The organism is Trinickia soli (genome assembly GCF_002879855.1).
Lineage (GTDB): Bacteria > Pseudomonadota > Gammaproteobacteria > Burkholderiales > Burkholderiaceae > Trinickia > Trinickia soli.
Genome location: NZ_PNYB01000002.1, coordinates 265073 through 282406 on the forward strand (window position 1 = coordinate 265073; position 17334 = coordinate 282406).

The window sequence follows — 17334 nt, forward strand, 5'->3', positions numbered from 1 at the left end:
CGGAGCCGCGGCGGTCGCGCCTTAAACAAAAAACGCGCCTTGCGGCGCGTTTTTCTCGTCTGCTACTGCGAATCGGCTTGCGACCCGCCGAGCGAACCATACAGCTTGACCTTCGAGCGCTTTCGCAGCGACGCCATATACGCTTCCAACTGCGTTTGCGCGTCCACCTGCGCCAGTTGACGCTGTGCGGCCGTCAGGCGGTTCGGGTCGATCGGCGCCGGCGGTACGACGCTGTTGATGCGGTAGATCGCGTAGCCGTCGTTGCCGAGATCCACGCCGACGTAACCGGGCAGTTTCGTGTCGTCGGCCTTGAAGATCGCACTCAGCGCGAGCGGCGAGATGCCCTGCGCGTCAGTGCGCGAGATCTTCTGCTCGGCCCCGAAGCCGGCCGTCGATTTCGACTTTTGCAGCTCGGCGAGCTTGGCCGCGCCATCCTTGCGGGCGAGTTCCGCGGCCTGCTCCGCGATATATTTGGCCTTGACCGCGTCCTTGATCGACGCGAGGGGCGGCGTAGCGGCACCCTTGTAGTCGTTCACATGGGCAGCGATCAGCGTGTTGTTCCCGACGTCGATCGCTTGCGTGTTGTTATGGTTCTTGACCGAATCGTCGGCAAACACGGCCGCCAGGAACTTCGGATTGTTGAGCGGGCTGTCCGGCGGCAGCGCAGGGTTCGCCTTCGGCGTGACCGTCGCCGTCTGGATCGTCAGCTTGAACTTGTCAGCAGCCGGCTTCAGGCTCTTCGCCTGTTCGTAGACCGTCGACGTAAAGCCATCGGCATCGTCGCTGTAGGACTTCGTGGCCAGTTGCGTCTTCAGATCCTTGACGATCGCGTCCTTCACCTCGGCGAAGGGCTTCGTCGCCGCCGCTTTGACGTCCGTCGCCTTGATGATGTGATAGCCGAACGACGTATGCACGACGCTGCTCACTTCGTCTTTGTTCAAGGCCATCGCGGCCGTATCGAACGCCTTTTCGCCGGTCAGCACGCCGCTTGTCGACCAGCCGAGGTCGCCGCCCTTCGCCGCCGATCCCGGATCCTGCGATTCCTTTTGCGCGATCGCGGCGAATTGATCGGGGTGCGCCTTGACGTCGGCCAGCACCGCTTCGGCTTTCGCCTTCGCCTTCGCATCGTCGGCCGGGCTCGCCGATTTCGGCGAGGCGATCAGAATCTGGCTCACGCGCACTTCGCGCGGCGTCGTGTAGTGCGCGACGTTATCGTCGTAGTACTTCTTCGCGTCGGCATCGGTGGGCGACACGCCGGCCGCGAGCGTGGCCGGCGAAAGCACGAGGTAGTCGATCGTGGCCGTGGCGGGCGTGGCGAAATCGGCTTGATGGGCGTCGTAGTAAGCCGACAGCTGCGCATCGGTGGGTTGAACCTTGGCCGCGTAATCGCTCGCATGCAACATGAGCGCTTGCACGACGCGCTGCGCCTCGGCGAGCTGAGCGACGCGCTCGGCCAGCGACTTCGGCGTAAACGCGCTGGCCTCGATGCTTTCGGGAATCTGCTGCATGGCGAGCCCGTAGCGCACGCGCTCGTCGTACTGCTCGGGCGTCATACCTTGCATCGCGAGCAGTTGCTTGTAGCGATCGATGTCGATCGAACCATCGGGCTTGCGCAGCGACGCGATGACGGGGTCGGCCAGCAGCGCGCGGCGCACGGCATTGTCGGACGCCGTCAGGTGTTCGCGCTGCGCTTCGTCGGCCATGGCGCGCTGCTGGATCAGGTTGTCGAGCAATTCGCTGCGACGCGCCGGCGTATCGAGCGCCTTCGCATCGAACTGCGCACCGAGAAACTGGCGAGCCTGATCGAGCTGCTGGCGCATGGCGCTGTCGAATTCGGCGCGGGCGATCTTGTGCCCGTTCACGCTCGCCACGTTCGCGCTTTCGTCAAAGAAATTGCGAAAGCCTTGTATACCGACGAAACCCAACCCCGGTACGATGACCAGGACGAGCATGAGCATCATCAGGCGCTTATGGTTGCGAAAGAAATCGAGCATGCGTGATCGGTTACGTTGGACAAAAACGCCCAATAGTACAACAGGTCCAACGGCAGACGGCAATTTGGACCGAGGAGGCGACGATGTTTTACCAGTGGCTCGAAACCCAGCGCGCGTTGCTGCGGTCGATCGACGCGTGGGCCTCGCTGGCGGCGGCACCGTGGGGCGGTTTGCCGGGTTGCTCACAGGGCGCGCCGCCGGTCAGCACATCGGAACCGGACGAAGGCCGCTTTGCGCGCGTCGCGTTGCCCGGCTGCGACTGGATCTATCGGTTGATGCAAACGACGCCCGAGCCCCCGCCGTTCGGAATCGAAGCGGTGCAAATCGATGGGCGCACCATCAAAGTGTCCGAGGCGGTCGTCGATCGCACGGCCTTTTGCGAACTGCGACGGTTCGCTCGCGAACGGGAAACGACGCCTGCCCCGCCTGACGAAAGCGGCCCGGCAGTGCGACCGAAGCGTGAGCGGCGAGGCAAAGCAGCCGCTGGCGCCGCCGACGGCCCGCCCCCACCGTGCGTGCTGCTCGTGACCCCGCTCGCCGGACACCACGCCGTGATGCTGCGCGAGACGGTCCAAACGTTGCTCGAAGAGGCGGACGTCTTCGTCACCGACTGGGCGAACGCGCGTGACGTCCCGCTCGATCAAGGCCGGTTCGGCCTGGACGACTATGTCCTCGCGGTCGAGCGTTTTTTACGGCCGTTGACCGAACGCGGCGTGCATGTGCTGGCCGTATGCCAAGCGGCCCCGCCAGCGCTCGCCGCCGCCGCGCTGGTCGCCGCTGCCGGCGAAGGCCGTGCGCCGCTGAGCGTCACGCTGATGGGCGGCCCCATCGACACGCGTCCGCATCCGACCATGATCGACCGGCTTGCCGCGACGCATGACATCGAATGGTTCCGCCGCACCGTCATCGACATCGTGCCGCCCCCCTACCCGGGGGCCGGTCGACGTATCTATCCTGGCTACCTGCAGCACGCGGCGATCGTCGCGGCACACCCGCACCGGCAATTGGCCCTGGAATCCCGCTATTGGACCAGCCGTATCTCGGGTGACGCCCAGGCCGTCGCCTCGAGCCTGCGCTCGCTCAACGAATATTCGGCCGTGCTCGACATGGACGAGGAATATTTCCTCGATACGGTTCGCGTCATTTTCCAGGAGCAGCGATTGGCGCGCGGCACGTGGTCGATCGGCGCCCGCCGCGTATCACCGGCGGCGCTGAGTGCTACGGCGCTTTGCACAGTCGAAGGCGATCGGGACGACATCACGGGCGCAGGCCAGACGCACGCAGCGCACGACCTCTGTCGCGCCGTGCCCGATGCAATGCGCATGCGTCTGACCATTAACGATTGCGACCATTACGATCTGTTCACCGGGCCGCGTTGGCACGACGTTATTCATCCGACGTTGCGCGAGTTTTGGATTTCCGCATCGGCAAGCGGGGCGAGCGGCGCGGTGCAATGATTGCGCGCGCAACTGATTGCGGCTGCATGCGCTCGATCAGCCTCGAGCGAAATCGATTACATTTCACAGTCGAAATCACTCCACCCGACTTTGCCACGAACGCTTGTAGGGGAATCCTTACACGCCTTCGTCAACACTTACCGCACTTTCAACCGCCGCCGATTTCTTTCATTTGGCCGACCTCCGATACTGTCATTCAGGAAATAGGCGCGCCCGCCCCCTGGCTATGCGCAGCTCCTTAACGGAGGTCGTATGTTCAACGAAGCAGTTTTCGCCGACGATATCGCGGCTCCATCTGCAGCGCCCGCGACATCTTGCACCGGCCGTGCGTCCAAGCCCGCTCGTGTGGCGCAGCAATGCACCACGTGTTCGATGCGTTCGGCTTGCATGCCGCAAACACTTAATGCGCAAGACCTCTCGCGCTTCGATTCGATCGTCAGCGCCACGCGTATCGTCAAACGCGGGGATTCGCTCTACCGCGCGAACGATTCGTTCCAAAGTATCTATGCGATTCGCGCCGGTTCGTTCAAAACGGTCGTCATGCACCGTGACGGCCGCGAGCAGGTCACAGGTTTTCATCTGGCCGGCGAAGTGCTGGGACTCGACGGCGTCTGCACGGAACGACACAGCAGCGACGCCATCGCACTCGAAGACAGCAGCGTGTGCATCATCCCTTACGAGCTCCTCGAAGCGCTCTGCGCCGAATCGAGAACGCTTCAGCAACAGATGCTCCGGACAATGAGCGGCGAAATCGTGCGCGAATCATCGCTGATGATGTTGCTGGGCACGATGAGCGCCGAGCAGCGCGTCGCTTCGTTTTTGCTCAATGTGTCTTCCCGGATGAAAGCGCGTGGTTATTCCCCAGCCGAATTCAATCTGCGCATGACCCGCGAAGAGATGGGCAATTTTTTGGGCATGAAGCTCGAAACCGTGAGCCGCATGTTCTCGAAGTTTCAACGCGATGGGCTCGTCCATACGCACGGCAAGCAAATCCGCATCGTCGATATCGACGCTCTCGGCCGCGTGTGATGTCGGCGTGTCACAGCGCGCGCTCGTGAGGCGCGTGGCTCAAGCCCGCACGTCAAGCACGGCCGCCCCTGCCAGGCGCCCTTCCCGCAAGTCGGCCAGCGCTCGATTTGCTTCGGCCAAAGGGTATACCGTGGTCTCGATCTCGAGCGGGACTTCGTCGGCGAGTTTCATGAACGCATGGCCGTCCTCGCGCGTGAGATTCGCCACGGAAACAATTCGACGTTCGCCCCACAAATCGTCGTACGGAAACGAGGGAATGTCGCTCATATGAATGCCGCCGCATACGACGATGCCCCCTTTGACCAGCGCATGCAATGCGATTGGCACAAGCGCGCCCACCGGGGCGAAAATCAGCGCGGCGTCGAGCGGCTGCGGCGCGGGCTCGGTGCTTGAGCCGGCCCAGTGTGCCCCGAGACGCCGCGCGAGCGCCTGCGCCGCCGTATCGCCGGGACGCGTGAACGCATAGACTTCGCGCCCCTGATGACGCGCCACTTGCGCGACGATGTGAGCAGCCGCGCCAAACCCGTAGATACCGATGCGCCTTGCGTCGCCCGCCATCGACAACGACCGATAGCCGATCAGGCCGGCGCACAGTAGCGGCGCCGCCTCCCGATCGTCATAGCGCTGCGGCAAGCGAAAACAATAGCGGCTGTCGGCGACGGTGCGTTCGGCGTAGCCGCCGTCGATCGTATAACCCGTGAACTGGGGCGCGTCACAGAGATTCTCCCTTCCTCGCCCGCAATATGTGCAATGCCCGCACGTTCGGCCGAGCCACGGCACGCCGACGCGGTCGCCGACCGAAAATGCGCTGACGCCTGCGCCGATCGCCGCCACGACGCCGACGATCTCGTGCCCCGGCACGAGCGGCGTTTTCGGCTGTGTCAGTTCGCCATCCACGACATGCAGATCGGTGCGACATACGCCGCACGCATGGACATCGATCAACAACTGGCCGGGCTCCGGCCTTGGATCGGCCAGCTCGCGCAATTGCAACACCGGCGAATGCCCATCGAAAACCATCGCTCGCATTTGCGTACCTCCCAGTGTGTTGGGTCGAGCCATGCGCCGATCCGGCGCCGGGAATCGGGCACCGGGCACCGGGCTCCGACTATCGGCGCCTCTGCTCATTGCCCATTTCAGCGCACGCCGTCGGCCAGAACTTGACCCAAAGCAAGGTTGACGGGTGCCGTCCGCGCGATGATTGACTTTAACGAAGCGACGCCGGCAACGCCAGGCAGGCCTTCGGCTTCGAACAAAAACGCAAATCGACCTGAACCGAGGAAGCAGTACGAGGAGAGGACACGACGATGCGCATCACTATCCATCTCAGTACGTTCGACGAAATCAATCCCTGCGCGTATGCGATCGTCTGGATCGATCGCGACGCGCGGAAATGGTCGCGCGAGAGCCACTATGGCCTGGATTTGCCCACTTGGGGCATAGTCGAGGTACAGCCCGGACTGACGCGTTTATGCGATCCGCACGATGGCACTGCGATTTGCGATCTGGACGGTTTCGATCTTCAGCGCAAGGACGGCCCGTTTGAGGGCGAAACCGGTTCGGCGCAATGGTGCGGCAACCGATCCCGTGGCCATTGGCACGTGCAGTGCATCGACGATGAGACTACCCTGGCAGAACACGGCGTCTTTGCCGACGACGACAGCCTCTGAGCGACGCCGCATCAGTGGTCGTATCGACAGCCGTGTTCAACGGCGGTGTTCAACGGCGGTGTTCAACTGCGGTGTTCAACTGCGGTGTTCAACTGCGGACGCGCATCCGCGCCCCGCAGCTGTGTATATCAGGCATGTTGAGCTTATTGCGCGGCGACCGTCCGCTGCAACTGCTCGCCCAGCCCGCTGATCCCCAACCGGATCGTCTGCCCCGCCTTCAGGTAGACCGGTGTCGGCTTGATACCGAGCCCGACGCCGGGCGGCGTGCCGGTGGAGATGACATCGCCGGGCTGCAGGCTCATGCAGCGGCTCAGATAGGCGACGAGCTCAGCGACGCCAAAAATCATCGTGCGCGTATTGCCGTTTTGATAGCGATGGCCGTCCACCTCGAGCCACAAATCCAACTGCTGAGGGTCGGCCACCTCGTCGCGCGTGACGAGCCACGGACCGATCGGGCCGAATGTGTCGAAGCCTTTGCCCTTGTCCCACTGGCCGCCGCGTTCGATCTGCCATTCGCGCTCCGACACGTCGTTGACGACGCAATAGCCGGCCACGTGATCGAGCGCGTCTGCCGCATCGACGTTCTTGCACGGCTTGCCGATCACCACACCGAGCTCGACCTCCCAGTCGGTCTTGTTCGAACCGCGCGGGATTTCGACGTTGTCGTTCGGCCCGACGATCGCGCTCGTCCACTTGTTGAAGACTACGGGCTCCGTCGGCACCGGCAGATTCGATTCGGCCGCGTGGTCGGCATAGTTCAGACCGATACAAACCATCTTTCCCACCCGACCGACGCATGCGCCCAGACGCACGCCCTCGGGCGCGCGCGGCAACGTCGACGTATCGAGCGCGCGCAGCCGGGCGAGACCGGCATCGGACAGCACGTCGCCGGCAATGTCGTCCACCACCGCCGAAAGATCGCGCACGATGCCGTCGGCATCGACCAAGCCCGGCTTTTCCTGGCCCTTCGGGCCGAATCGAAGCAGTTTCATTGTGTTGCTGTTCCTCAAGATGGATGAAACGGATGGCGTCGGCAAGATGCAACGATGCAGCCTCGTCATGCCCCCCGTGCGGTGGCTGACGAGGCTGCGCCTTCGCTATGCTGCGGGTTGCTACAGTCAGTCACTACGATTTCTGCTCGCCGAAGCCGTTCGCAAGTGACAGCGTTTGCGCCGGCCGGCATAATTCGTTTGCGTATGAACGCAATATTCATATACGGACGATCATACATCAAGGAGATCGATCATCGTGTACCCTTCAGTCCCCACGCCGTGAGGCAGCGACGCCAGTGAAGCCAGCCAAGCCATCCACCGCGAACGAAGTCCATCCGGACGCGACGACCGATGAAGCCGAGCGCTACCGCGCGCCCGCGCTCGACAAAGGGCTCGACATCCTCGAACTTTTGTCTGAACAAAAAGAAGGGCTTACCCGGGCCGAGATCATGAAAGCGCTTGGCCGCAACGCGAGCGAAATCTATCGGATGCTCGAGCGGCTTGTCGCGCGCCAGTACGTCATGCGCTCGGCCGCCGGCGATCGCTATTCGTTGAGTCTCAAGCTGTTTGCGCTCGCGCATCGGCACCCTCCCATGAACCGGTTTATCGCCGAGGCGCTGCCGGTCATGCAGGCTTTCGCCGAAACAGCCGAGCAGTCCTGTCATCTGACCGTCTATGACCGCGGCAACCTGCTCGTCATTGCACAGGTGGACGGACCAGGCACCTGGGGGCTGTCGATTCGCCTCGGTTCGCGCGTGGGCCTGATCGATACCGCGTCGGGCCAAGTCATGCTGGCCTTCCAAAGCGCAGCCGAGCGCGACCGCATGCTGGCCGAGCACACGAAGGTCAAAGGCGAAATCTCGCTCGCGGGTACCGCGCTCGCGAGCTCTTTCGCGATGATTCGCGAGCAGGGACATTTGCGCAAGGACAGCGCGCAAACTTTCGGCGTGACCGATATCACGTTCCCGATCCTCGGCCCGTCGGGGCATGCGATCGCCTCGCTGACCACGCCCTACATGCGCCGCATCGACGAATACGTCGCCCCGTCGCTCGATGATGTGACGACGATGCTCGGCACGGCCGCGCACAAGCTGTCGATGCATGAAACGAGGTAGCGGCGGCCTGCGTCGAGTGCTCAATTTCGGGCCGGATTGGCCGTTAACACAAAGAACAAGCCGCAGAGAACCCACACCCTACATCGTGTAGCCGCCCTTAACGACCATCGCCATGAAACCAGGCACCCCCTCCGACGCGACCGGACTCGACGCGACCGGCGTCGCGCTCGCCGATTTGTTCGATCTGACGCCCACGTCGCTCTGGCTCGAAGACTACAGCCGCCTGCGCGCCTTGTTCGACACCTGGCGCGAGCAAGGCGTGGCGGATCTGCGCGCGTTCCTCGAAGCCGATTCAAGCCGCGTCGCGCAATGTTCGGCCTGCATCCGCGTGTTGAAGGTCAATCGCCGTACGCTCGAGATGTACGGCGCACGCGATTTCGACGAGTTGTGCGCGCACCTGCACATCGTCCTGCGCGACGACATGCTCGAAGCGCACGTCGACGAACTCGTGCAGATGTGGTCGGGCAGCGCGACGTTCGAAAGCAAGAGCGTGAATTACACGCTCGGCGGCCGGCGTCTGGACATCCTGCTCAAGGGCGTCATGCTGCCGGGGCACGAAGCCTCGTGGGATCGCGTGCTCGTCGCCATCGACGACATCACCGCACTCGAAGATGCGCGCCGACGCGTCGCCGCAAGCCAGCAGTACGCACAAGGCTTGTTCGAGCACGCGCCCGTCTCGCTCTGGATCGAAGATTTCCGGCGCATCAAAGTGCTGATCGATGAAGTACGCGAGCAAGGCATCACCGATTTCCGGACATTCACGGACGTGCACCCCGAATTCGTCGAGCGCTGCATGGCCGAGATCGTCGTGCTGGACGTGAACCGCTACACGATCGATCTGTTCAAGGCCGACGACAAGCCTTCGCTATTGAGCCGGCTGCCCGAAGTCTTTCGTGACGACATGCGCCCTCACTTTCGCGAGCAACTGATCGAGCTGTGGGAAGGCCGGCTCTTTCAACAGCGGGAAGTGCTGAACTATTCGCTCGATGGCAGCGAAGTGCATCTGCATCTGCAGTTCTCCGTGTTTCCCGGACACGAGCAGCACTGGGACCTCGTCTTGCTTGCGCTGACCGATATCACCGCGCGCAAGAAGGCCGAGGCGTACCTCGAATATCTGGGCAAGCATGATGTGCTGACGAAGCTGAAAAACCGTTCGTTCTATGTCGACGAGCTGAATCGCCTCGAACGCAAAGGCCCCTTCCCCGTCAGCGCGATCATCGTCGACCTCAATGATCTGAAAACCGTCAACGACCAACTCGGGCATGCGGCGGGCGACGCGCTGTTGCGGCGCGCCGGCGAAGTGCTGCTCAAGGCGATCCACAAGCCGTATCAGGCGGCGCGCATTGGCGGCGACGAATTCGCGGTGCTGCTTCCCGGCGCGAACGAGCGCGAAACGGAAGTGGTCGCCGAAAGCATTCGCCAAATTGTCGAACTGAACAATCAGTTCTATTCGGGGCCGAAATTGAGCTTCTCGATGGGCGCATCGACCTGCGACCTCGGCGAGCGCATCGAGGACATGCTGCGCGAGGCCGATGCCGCCATGTACGAAGACAAGCGTCGCCATCATGCTCCCGAAGCTTCAACCACCGCCCCTCGCCCGGTGACCACAGAAGACGCTTGACAATCTATCTGCTAGTAGATAGATTAGCGGGCATGGACACGACGAAGACGATCCGCGAACAGATACTCGACCATGCCATCACGTTGATGATGCTGCGGGGTTACAACGGGTTCAGTTATCGGGATTTGTCGGAACTCGTCGGCGTGAAGACATCGAGCATCCACTATTACTTTCCGTCGAAAGACGACTTGGTGCTCGAAGCCGTTCAGGCCTATACGCAGGAAGTGCAAGGCGCGGTGCAATCGATCGATGCGTCGCTGTCTTCGCAGGCGAAGCTCGCCAGGTTCGCGAAGATGTTCGGGCGCACGCTTGGCGATGGCGATCAGATCTGCCTATGCGGCATGCTGGCGGCCGACATCGAGACGTTGCCCGAGCCGGTCCGTTTGGCAGTGCAAGCGTTTTTCAGGGCGAATGAGACCTGGCTTGCCAAGGTATTCGCAGAAGGCGCTCATGATGGCACCGTCGCAATGGGCGTCAAGCCGGAACAGGCCGCGCGCACATTCTTTGCGGCCCTGCAAGGCGCCGGACTGACGAGTCGGCTATTCCGAACGAGGAGCCGGCTCGATGAAGTGGGAGCATCGTTCAAGACGTCGAAGTAAGCAGTCGAAGCAAGGGCGCGGTTAGGCGCCCTATTTATGGGTGTTGTTATCTATCTATAAGTAGATAGATAACACGTCAAACCCCAATAGTTGGACGTGTAGTGGCTGAAGCAAAAGCGGTTTCATGCGGATGGCCTATCTTCTACCGGGTGGCCCGCCGCATTTCTCACACTGACCTTTGATAGGAGTTGCACCATGTCGATCGAAAAAGTTCTCTACCGTGCTCATGCTCGCGCTACGGGCGGCCGTGACGGGCGTGCCGTCGTACCCGACAGCGGTCTCGACCTGCGCTTGACGACACCCCGCGAGCTCGGAGGCGCTGGCGGTGACGGCGCCAATCCCGAGCAACTGTTCGCGGCAGGCTATAGCGCGTGCTTCATCGGCGCACTGAAGTTCGTCGCGGCGCGCGACAAAATCGCGTTGCCGCAGGATGTGTCGATCGATGGCAGCGTCGGCATCGGCCAGATTCCGAACGGCTTCGGCATCGAGGTTGAGCTCAGGATCTCGCTGCCCGGCATGGATCGCGACGCGGCACAAGCGCTGATCGAAAAGGCCCACGTCGTGTGCCCGTATTCGAACGCGACGCGCAATAACATTGACGTCACGCTCACGTTGGCCTGACTTCACGGCGCGATGCAAGAGAAAACGCCCAGGCCTTGCGGCCTGGGCAAAGCACCACCGGAAACTCCAGCGGCTCGGAGACCTTAGTTGCGTTGATAAACGTTGGGCGAGTACGAGCTCACGGCGCCATCCTTCAGCGGGCTCCCGGCTTGCGAGGCGCCCTCCACGCTCGGGCCATAGCCGCTCGTATCGGCTTGCGCGATGCCTTGCTGCGCCTTCACGCGTTGCTCAGCCGCCTGGATATTGTCCGGATAGTGGATGCGGTCGAGCGGGTTGTAACCCGCTTGTTCGACGCGCACCAGATCGGCGCGCACTTGATCGCGCGTGACGGGCTGATTCGATTGAGCGAACGATGCAACGGGGGCGACGAGGGCGACGGCGACAGCGATTTGCTTGATGAGCGAGTTCATGATTACTACCTCCGGGTACTGTTCTTAGGGGCTGCGAACACCGTTGTGTGCAGCAGGTGAAGGCAGTGTAGGCTTAGGGTCTTCCCGGATAAATATGGGATTTCGGAATTCATTGGTGCGGTAGGGATAACAATCCGAAGCCGCCGCTCGCACCCGGCTGCGCAGCCTGCGAGCGCCGTGGCGCGACTTGACCGACAATTGCGGAGCGGTCAAACAGAGAACGATACGGAGGGAGGCGGCCTATGGATCGCTTCGTTGCAATGAAGGTGTTCGCGCGCGTCGTCGAATCGCACAGCTTCGTCAAGGCGGCCGAATCGCTGCAGATGGCGACGCCGCAGGTGTCGCGCATCGTCCAGGCGCTTGAGGCGCATCTGGGTGCGCGGCTGCTCAACCGTACGACGCGCAGCATCAGCGTCACGGACGACGGCGAAGCCTATTATCAGCGCTGCATTCGCGTGCTCGCCGAAGTCGACGAGATGGAAGCCGAACTCACGCATGCGAAACTGAACCCCAAAGGGCGGCTGAAAGTGAACCTGCCTGCGCTGGTCGCCAAAATGATCATCATTCCCGCGCTGCCCGACTTCTTCGCGCGTTATCCCGACATTGAAGTCGAGATGGGTTTGAGCGATCGCCAGGTCGATATCGTCGAGGAAGGCGTCGATTGCGTCATTCGGACCGGCGACCTGGAAGATTCGGGGCTGGTGGCGCGACGCATCGGCAACATGCGGCGCATTACGTGCGCATCGCCTGCCTACCTGGAGAAATACGGCGAGCCGAAGACCATCGAAGACTTGCACCAACATATTGGCGTCAATTACGTATCGAGCAATACAGGGCGATTGCGGATGTGGGACTACGTCGCGAACGGCGTAGTAGAAACGGTCGAAATGCGAGGCCTGATCGCTGTGAACGACGTCGACGCGTACGTCCAGTGCGGCCTTCATGGCCTTGGGTTGCTCAAGACTGCGATATTTCCGATCGCACATTACCTCGCCAAAGGCGAACTACGGGAAGTATTGAAGGACTATTGTTCGCCCCAGCGGCCGATCTCGATCATGTATGCGCGCGATCGGCACTTGCCGCGCAAGGTGCGCGTGTTTGCCGATTGGGTGGCGGAGTTGTTTGCGCGCGAGCCGTTGATGCAGACGCCAATCAATGCGCCGGTGAGCGTTGGCGCAGAGGCGGCCTAAGGAGCATGCGCAGAAGCACAGCATGAGTGCGGCCCTGTGAGCCGCTCTGTGAGCCGTTTGGGCGCTGGCTTAATCCGGCTCGATCCGCCCCGGGAAAACAAAAAACCCGCATAACCGGACGGCTCGCGGGTTTTTGTTTGACCGTCACGCCAGGATGCGCTGACGGGTGCATTCACGAACGATGGTGGGTGCTGAGAGGCTCGAACTCCCGACCTACGCCTTGTAAGGGCGCCGCTCTACCAACTGAGCTAAGCACCCGTTCGCGAAGCTTTGCTTTGCAGCTTTTTACGGTTCCCGCTGCATTCGCGAACGTGTCAGGACGTTCACAACCAGCGAGCCCGCTAGTTTAGCGCATCTTTTAGCGCTTTGCCAGGCTTAAATTTGGGCACCTTGGCCGCCTTGATCTTGATCGCCGCGCCGGTGCGCGGATTGCGGCCAGTGCGCGCCGTGCGCTTGCCGACTGCAAACGTGCCGAAGCCGACCAGCGTCACCGTACCGCCCTTCTTCAACGCCCCCTTGACGCCGCCGATCACAGCCTCGAGCGCCCTTCCCGCGGCCGCCTTCGATAGGTCTGCTTGCTCTGCAATATGGTCGATCAGTTCCGTCTTGTTCATCCGAATCCCCGATGATGAATGTTGGACTGCAATTGTGAGAGCACCGGAAAGTGCTCGAAAGAGAGCACAGGCAAGCTGCGCTGGCCCATTAAAGGTGGCCGAAACTACAGTGTCAACCGGGGTTGCGCCGGATACGGGCAACCACCATTGGCCGCGGTATCGCACGCCTGGGCGCACCCGGGATAAAACGACGGTTTCGCTGCTGACCGCGCCGGTTCTTGCCTAACTGGCCAATTCCCGCGCGACGCCGCTGGGATAAGCGTTCGGCGTGCCCCTTCTTCTCCGCCTTTTTAGCCACACGCCAGCGGTTTTCGAGCGTCGATTTCGGGGTTCTCTATAAAGGACAGCGTTTTGCCTCGCGGCATCACGCATTGGTCGCCCTGAAAAACCGGCCACGCAAAAAACGGAATGATTTGCGCCTGCGGAGCGAAAGGCGCAGTGTCGTATCCCGCATAGTCGGCAGTAAACGATTCTCCGTTTTCCAATTGAAAATACAGTGCGCCAATGTGTCTTGTCGGGCCGCTGGCGCTATCGTTACTGACGTTAAAACCGATTACGTCTTTGGCGTGAATGAAGTGGTTGTCACGTAAAGGCGGAAGCACAAAATCAACCTTGGTGTTGTCGTGGAAATCGACCGTTAGAGCGGTTTCACCAATCCTTACGAGCTGCGCGCTGAGCCTGCATGGAGCACTTCCCACATTCAGAATGGCAAAAAAAGCGTTGGATTTGCTCATACCCGGAGCATCTGCCGCTATTTGTCGGATTTCGATATTGTTTTCCGAACATGCGTCGGTTTTTGCGCAAGCAGTGGGCGGGTTGACGAAAAGTAAGCAGAGCGCAACGATGCCTGCGGCTTTTGGTTCGTTGATGATGACCATATCCCGGTTCCTCAACGTATTCGTATCACATGCACGACCTGTCTACAGGTGGCATGCGATTCTCGAAGACTTTTGGCCTCGTTAACCAGGTCCCGGTAGCGGAGGCGCGCCGGTGGTAACGCCCCCCTTCTAGCGGCTCCCGGCCCTCGTCTCGACGATTTTTGGCCTCATTGATCGGGGCCGACTCCGGCGCAGCAGCGAGATCCCTCGCAACGTCGGTGAGACTACGAGACGATCCTTCGATCAAAAAAGCGCAAACGAAGAAGGGGACGCGGCTCCGCCAAACTGCTCGAAAAAGGCTGCGATTGATTATATTGATGCGCTCGCTCGATGGGGTGTCTCTGCGATTGAACGTCGGCTCGCCTTCCCGCAATGTGAACAATAAATGAGACGCCGTGGGTGACTCGCATACTGCCCGCGCCGCGACGCATGTAGGTCGAAGCAATGCTGACTAAGGCCGGTTCCGATGAACGAAACGGTGTCGATACCGATCTCCCGAAAGGAAACAGCCCGATCAGCGTAAGCCGATCGGGCTGTTTGGGGCATGGTCGACTGCCTCGATGAGAACCGCGAGAGGCGCACTGCACACCAATCGCGGTTTTGATTGCCGCATTCTGCGCGGCCACCGTGCTTAATGTTTGACGACCTCAGTCGCAGCAGCATCCTTGGCTGCATCGGCAACCGGCGTAGCCTTCACCTCTTCCTCAACCAGCGGCTCAGGCACCCGTTCGAGCGCAAGTTCGAGCACCTTGTCGATCCACCGGACCGGCACGATCTCGATCGCGTTCTTCACGTTATCGGGGATATCCGCCAAATCCTTGACGTTCTCCTCGGGGATGAGCACGAGCTTGATGCCGCCGCGATGCGCCGCCAGCAGCTTCTCCTTGAGCCCGCCGATCGGCAATACTTCGCCGCGCAGCGTGATCTCGCCCGTCATCGCCACGTCAGCCCGCACGGGGATACCCGTGAGCACCGACACCAGCGCCGTCGTCATCGCGATACCGGCGGACGGACCGTCTTTCGGCGTCGCGCCTTCCGGCACGTGGATGTGGATATCCTGCTTCTCGAACGCCTCGTCCTTGATGCCAAGACGACGCGAACGCGAACGCACGACCGAGCGCGCGGCTTCGACAGACTCCTTCATCACATCGCCGAGCGAACCGGTACGGATGACGTTGCCCTTGCCCGGCATCACCGCGGCTTCGATCGTCAGCAAATCGCCGCCGACTTCCGTCCACGCAAGGCCCGTGACCTGGCCGATCTGGTTTTCCTTCGCGGCAAGCCCGAAGTCGTACTTGCGCACGCCCAGGAATGTGTCGAGATTGCTGCCGTCGACCTTGACTGCGCCGTCGGCCTTCTTCAACAGCAACATCTTCACGACCTTGCGGCAGATCTTCGACACTTCACGCTCGAGCGAACGCACGCCCGCTTCACGCGTGTAGTAGCGAATGATGTCGCGGATCGCCGCTTCGGTCACATCGATCTCACCGTCACGCAGGCCGTTGTTCTTCTTCTGCTTGGGCAGCAGATAACGTTGCGCGATGCTGACCTTCTCGTCTTCCGTGTAGCCGGCCAAACGGATCACTTCCATCCGGTCGAGCAACGGCGGCGGAATGTTCAGCGAGTTCGATGTCGCGACGAACATCACATCCGACAAGTCGAAATCGACTTCGACGTAGTGGTCGGCAAACGTATGATTCTGCTCCGGGTCGAGCACTTCGAGCAGCGCCGACGACGGATCTCCGCGGAAATCCATCCCCATCTTGTCGACTTCGTCGAGCAGGAAGAGCGGATTGCGCACACCGACCTTCGTCAGGCTTTGCAGGATCTTGCCCGGCATCGAGCCGATGTACGTACGACGGTGGCCGCGAATCTCGGCTTCGTCACGCACGCCGCCCAACGCCATGCGCACGAACTTACGGTTCGTTGCGCGCGCAATCGACTGGCCGAGCGACGTCTTACCGACGCCCGGAGGCCCGACGAGGCACAGAATCGGCGCCTTCACCTTGTCCACGCGTTGTTGCACGGCAAGATATTCGAGAATGCGTTCCTTGACCTTCTCAAGACCGAAGTGGTCTTCGTCAAGCACGCGCTCGGCGTTCGAGAGGTCATTGTTGACCTTGCTCTTCTTGCGCCACGGCAGCCCGATCAGCGTGTCGATGTAGTTGCGCACGACAGTCGCTTCAGCCGACATCGGCGACATCAGCTTCAGTTTCTTCAGCTCCGAATCGGCCTTCTTCTTGGCTTCCTTCGGCATGCGTGCGGCTTCGATGCGCTTTTCGAGTTCCTCGAGATCAGCGCCTTCTTCGCCTTCGCCAAGTTCCTTCTGAATCGCCTTGACCTGCTCGTTCAGGTAGTACTCGCGCTGGCTCTTCTCCATCTGGCGCTTCACGCGCCCACGGATACGCTTTTCGACCTGAAGAATGTCGATCTCGGCTTCGAGTTGGGCGAGCAGGTGCTCGAGCCGTTCCACGACCGGGAACATCTCGAGGATGTGCTGCTTCTGATCGAGCTTGAGCGGCAAGTGCGCAGCGATCGTATCGGCCAAGCGGCCCGCTTCGTCGATCCCGGCAAGCGACGTCAGGATTTCGGGCGGGATCTTTTTGTTCAGCTTCACATATTGATCGAACTGCGACACGATCGCGCGGCGCAACGCTTCGGTTTCGGCGCCGTCGGCATGGTCGGGTTCGAGCGGCATGACTTCGCAGGAAAATTGCGTTTCCTGCTCTTCGATCGAAAGCGTCTTTGCGCGCTGCAGGCCCTCGACGAGCACCTTCACGGTGCCGTCGGGCAGCTTCAGCATTTGCAGGATGTTGGCGATACACCCTACTTCATACATGTCCTTATCAGTCGGCTCGTCCTTGGCCGCGGTCTTTTGCGCGACAAGCATGATGTGCTTGCCACCCTCCATCGCGACTTCGAGCGCTTTGATCGATTTGGGTCGCCCCACGAACAGCGGGATAACCATATGCGGGAAAACGACGACATCTCGCAACGGCAGCAGCGGGAGCGTGATGCGCTCTTGAGGGAGGAGTTGGGTTCCTGACATTTCATTTCCCCATGAGTGGAATCAGTTCTTTCGGTAGTTGAGGCTGGCGGTACGAATTGCAAGCCTGCGCGTGCGGGAAAAGTTCGATGAATTCA

At 61.2% G+C, this 17334-nt stretch carries 15 protein-coding genes and 1 tRNA gene; 8 read left to right on the forward strand and 8 right to left on the reverse strand.

Annotated elements, in window-relative coordinates:
* Nucleotides 1–62 precede the first annotated feature (62 nt).
* Nucleotides 63–1994: a SurA N-terminal domain-containing protein gene (locus tag C0Z19_RS03520; RefSeq protein ID WP_102608393.1), complete on the reverse strand. Its 1932-nt coding sequence runs from the start codon at nt 1992–1994 to the stop codon at nt 63–65.
* 83 nt (nt 1995–2077) lie between these two features.
* On the opposite strand from C0Z19_RS03520, the gene phaZ reads away from it, so the two are divergent.
* Both phaZ and fnr read left to right on the forward strand, forming a co-directional pair.
* Nucleotides 2078–3451: a polyhydroxyalkanoate depolymerase gene (gene phaZ / locus C0Z19_RS03525; RefSeq protein WP_102608394.1), complete on the forward strand. Its 1374-nt coding sequence runs from the start codon at nt 2078–2080 to the stop codon at nt 3449–3451.
* Between the two features lie 252 nt (nt 3452–3703).
* Nucleotides 3704–4480 (forward strand): fumarate/nitrate reduction transcriptional regulator Fnr, encoded by a 777-nt coding sequence (gene fnr, locus C0Z19_RS03530; protein ID WP_102608395.1) that lies wholly within the window; start codon nt 3704–3706, stop codon nt 4478–4480.
* A 39-nt stretch (nt 4481–4519) separates the two neighbouring features.
* Here fnr and C0Z19_RS03535 read toward each other — a convergent pair whose 3' ends face one another.
* A complete protein-coding gene (locus tag C0Z19_RS03535) occupies nt 4520–5509 on the reverse strand; it encodes a zinc-dependent alcohol dehydrogenase family protein (RefSeq protein WP_102608396.1) in 990 nt (329 codons plus the stop codon).
* Between the two features lie 278 nt (nt 5510–5787).
* On the opposite strand from C0Z19_RS03535, the gene C0Z19_RS03540 reads away from it, so the two are divergent.
* Nucleotides 5788–6150, forward strand: coding sequence for a DUF3564 family protein (locus C0Z19_RS03540; protein ID WP_102608397.1), 363 nt, complete (start codon nt 5788–5790; stop codon nt 6148–6150).
* A 143-nt stretch (nt 6151–6293) separates the two neighbouring features.
* Here C0Z19_RS03540 and C0Z19_RS03545 read toward each other — a convergent pair whose 3' ends face one another.
* Nucleotides 6294–7142 (reverse strand): ureidoglycolate lyase, encoded by an 849-nt coding sequence (locus C0Z19_RS03545; protein ID WP_102608398.1) that lies wholly within the window; start codon nt 7140–7142, stop codon nt 6294–6296.
* A gap of 296 nt (nt 7143–7438) precedes the next feature.
* On the opposite strand from C0Z19_RS03545, the gene C0Z19_RS03550 reads away from it, so the two are divergent.
* From C0Z19_RS03550 to C0Z19_RS03565, 4 genes are all read left to right on the forward strand, one after another.
* Nucleotides 7439–8257 (forward strand): IclR family transcriptional regulator, encoded by an 819-nt coding sequence (locus C0Z19_RS03550; protein WP_102608399.1) that lies wholly within the window; start codon nt 7439–7441, stop codon nt 8255–8257.
* A gap of 112 nt (nt 8258–8369) precedes the next feature.
* Nucleotides 8370–9878 (forward strand): sensor domain-containing diguanylate cyclase, encoded by a 1509-nt coding sequence (locus tag C0Z19_RS03555; protein ID WP_102608400.1) that lies wholly within the window; start codon nt 8370–8372, stop codon nt 9876–9878.
* A gap of 32 nt (nt 9879–9910) precedes the next feature.
* Entirely contained in the window at nt 9911–10477 is a 567-nt protein-coding gene (locus C0Z19_RS03560) for a TetR/AcrR family transcriptional regulator (protein ID WP_102608401.1), read from the forward strand.
* 195 nt (nt 10478–10672) lie between these two features.
* A complete protein-coding gene (locus tag C0Z19_RS03565; RefSeq protein ID WP_102608402.1) occupies nt 10673–11098 on the forward strand; it encodes an organic hydroperoxide resistance protein in 426 nt (141 codons plus the stop codon).
* An 83-nt stretch (nt 11099–11181) separates the two neighbouring features.
* Here the strand turns inward: C0Z19_RS03565 and C0Z19_RS03570 are convergent, their stop codons facing one another.
* Complete coding sequence (locus tag C0Z19_RS03570) at nt 11182–11508, reverse strand: DUF4148 domain-containing protein (protein WP_102608403.1); 327 nt, start codon at nt 11506–11508, stop codon at nt 11182–11184.
* 242 nt (nt 11509–11750) lie between these two features.
* On the opposite strand from C0Z19_RS03570, the gene C0Z19_RS03575 reads away from it, so the two are divergent.
* The gene (locus C0Z19_RS03575) at nt 11751–12698 is read left to right on the forward strand and encodes a LysR family transcriptional regulator (RefSeq protein ID WP_102608404.1); all 948 of its coding nucleotides are present in this window, start codon (nt 11751–11753) and stop codon (nt 12696–12698) included.
* A gap of 182 nt (nt 12699–12880) precedes the next feature.
* Here C0Z19_RS03575 and C0Z19_RS03580 read toward each other — a convergent pair.
* The 4 genes from C0Z19_RS03580 to lon form a co-directional block, all read right to left on the reverse strand.
* Nucleotides 12881–12956, reverse strand: a tRNA-Val gene (locus tag C0Z19_RS03580).
* 83 nt (nt 12957–13039) lie between these two features.
* Nucleotides 13040–13312, reverse strand: coding sequence for an HU family DNA-binding protein (locus C0Z19_RS03585; RefSeq protein ID WP_102608405.1), 273 nt, complete (start codon nt 13310–13312; stop codon nt 13040–13042).
* Nucleotides 13313–13602: 290 nt separating this feature from the next.
* Nucleotides 13603–14190, reverse strand: coding sequence for a hypothetical protein (locus C0Z19_RS03590; RefSeq protein ID WP_146011990.1), 588 nt, complete (start codon nt 14188–14190; stop codon nt 13603–13605).
* A gap of 631 nt (nt 14191–14821) precedes the next feature.
* On the reverse strand, nt 14822–17239 hold the full coding sequence (lon, locus tag C0Z19_RS03600) for an endopeptidase La (protein ID WP_102608408.1): 2418 nt from the start codon (nt 17237–17239) through the stop codon (nt 14822–14824).
* Nucleotides 17240–17334 lie beyond the last annotated feature (95 nt).

Bases quoted from the DNA above. Each gene is read 5' to 3' on its own strand.
- C0Z19_RS03520 (WP_102608393.1), bottom strand. From the start codon at position 1,994: ATGCTCGATTTCTTTCGCAACCATAAGCGCCTGATGATGCTCATGCTC.
- phaZ (WP_102608394.1), top strand. From the start codon at position 2,078: ATGTTTTACCAGTGGCTCGAAACCCAGCGCGCGTTGCTGCGGTCGATC.
- fnr (WP_102608395.1), top strand. From the start codon at position 3,704: ATGTTCAACGAAGCAGTTTTCGCCGACGATATCGCGGCTCCATCTGCA.
- C0Z19_RS03535 (WP_102608396.1), bottom strand. From the start codon at position 5,509: ATGCGAGCGATGGTTTTCGATGGGCATTCGCCGGTGTTGCAATTGCGC.
- C0Z19_RS03540 (WP_102608397.1), top strand. From the start codon at position 5,788: ATGCGCATCACTATCCATCTCAGTACGTTCGACGAAATCAATCCCTGC.
- C0Z19_RS03545 (WP_102608398.1), bottom strand. From the start codon at position 7,142: ATGAAACTGCTTCGATTCGGCCCGAAGGGCCAGGAAAAGCCGGGCTTG.
- C0Z19_RS03555 (WP_102608400.1), top strand. From the start codon at position 8,370: ATGAAACCAGGCACCCCCTCCGACGCGACCGGACTCGACGCGACCGGC.
- C0Z19_RS03560 (WP_102608401.1), top strand. From the start codon at position 9,911: ATGGACACGACGAAGACGATCCGCGAACAGATACTCGACCATGCCATC.
- C0Z19_RS03565 (WP_102608402.1), top strand. From the start codon at position 10,673: ATGTCGATCGAAAAAGTTCTCTACCGTGCTCATGCTCGCGCTACGGGC.
- C0Z19_RS03570 (WP_102608403.1), bottom strand. From the start codon at position 11,508: ATGAACTCGCTCATCAAGCAAATCGCTGTCGCCGTCGCCCTCGTCGCC.
- C0Z19_RS03575 (WP_102608404.1), top strand. From the start codon at position 11,751: ATGGATCGCTTCGTTGCAATGAAGGTGTTCGCGCGCGTCGTCGAATCG.
- C0Z19_RS03585 (WP_102608405.1), bottom strand. From the start codon at position 13,312: ATGAACAAGACGGAACTGATCGACCATATTGCAGAGCAAGCAGACCTA.
- C0Z19_RS03590 (WP_146011990.1), bottom strand. From the start codon at position 14,190: ATGGTCATCATCAACGAACCAAAAGCCGCAGGCATCGTTGCGCTCTGC.
- lon (WP_102608408.1), bottom strand. From the start codon at position 17,239: ATGTCAGGAACCCAACTCCTCCCTCAAGAGCGCATCACGCTCCCGCTG.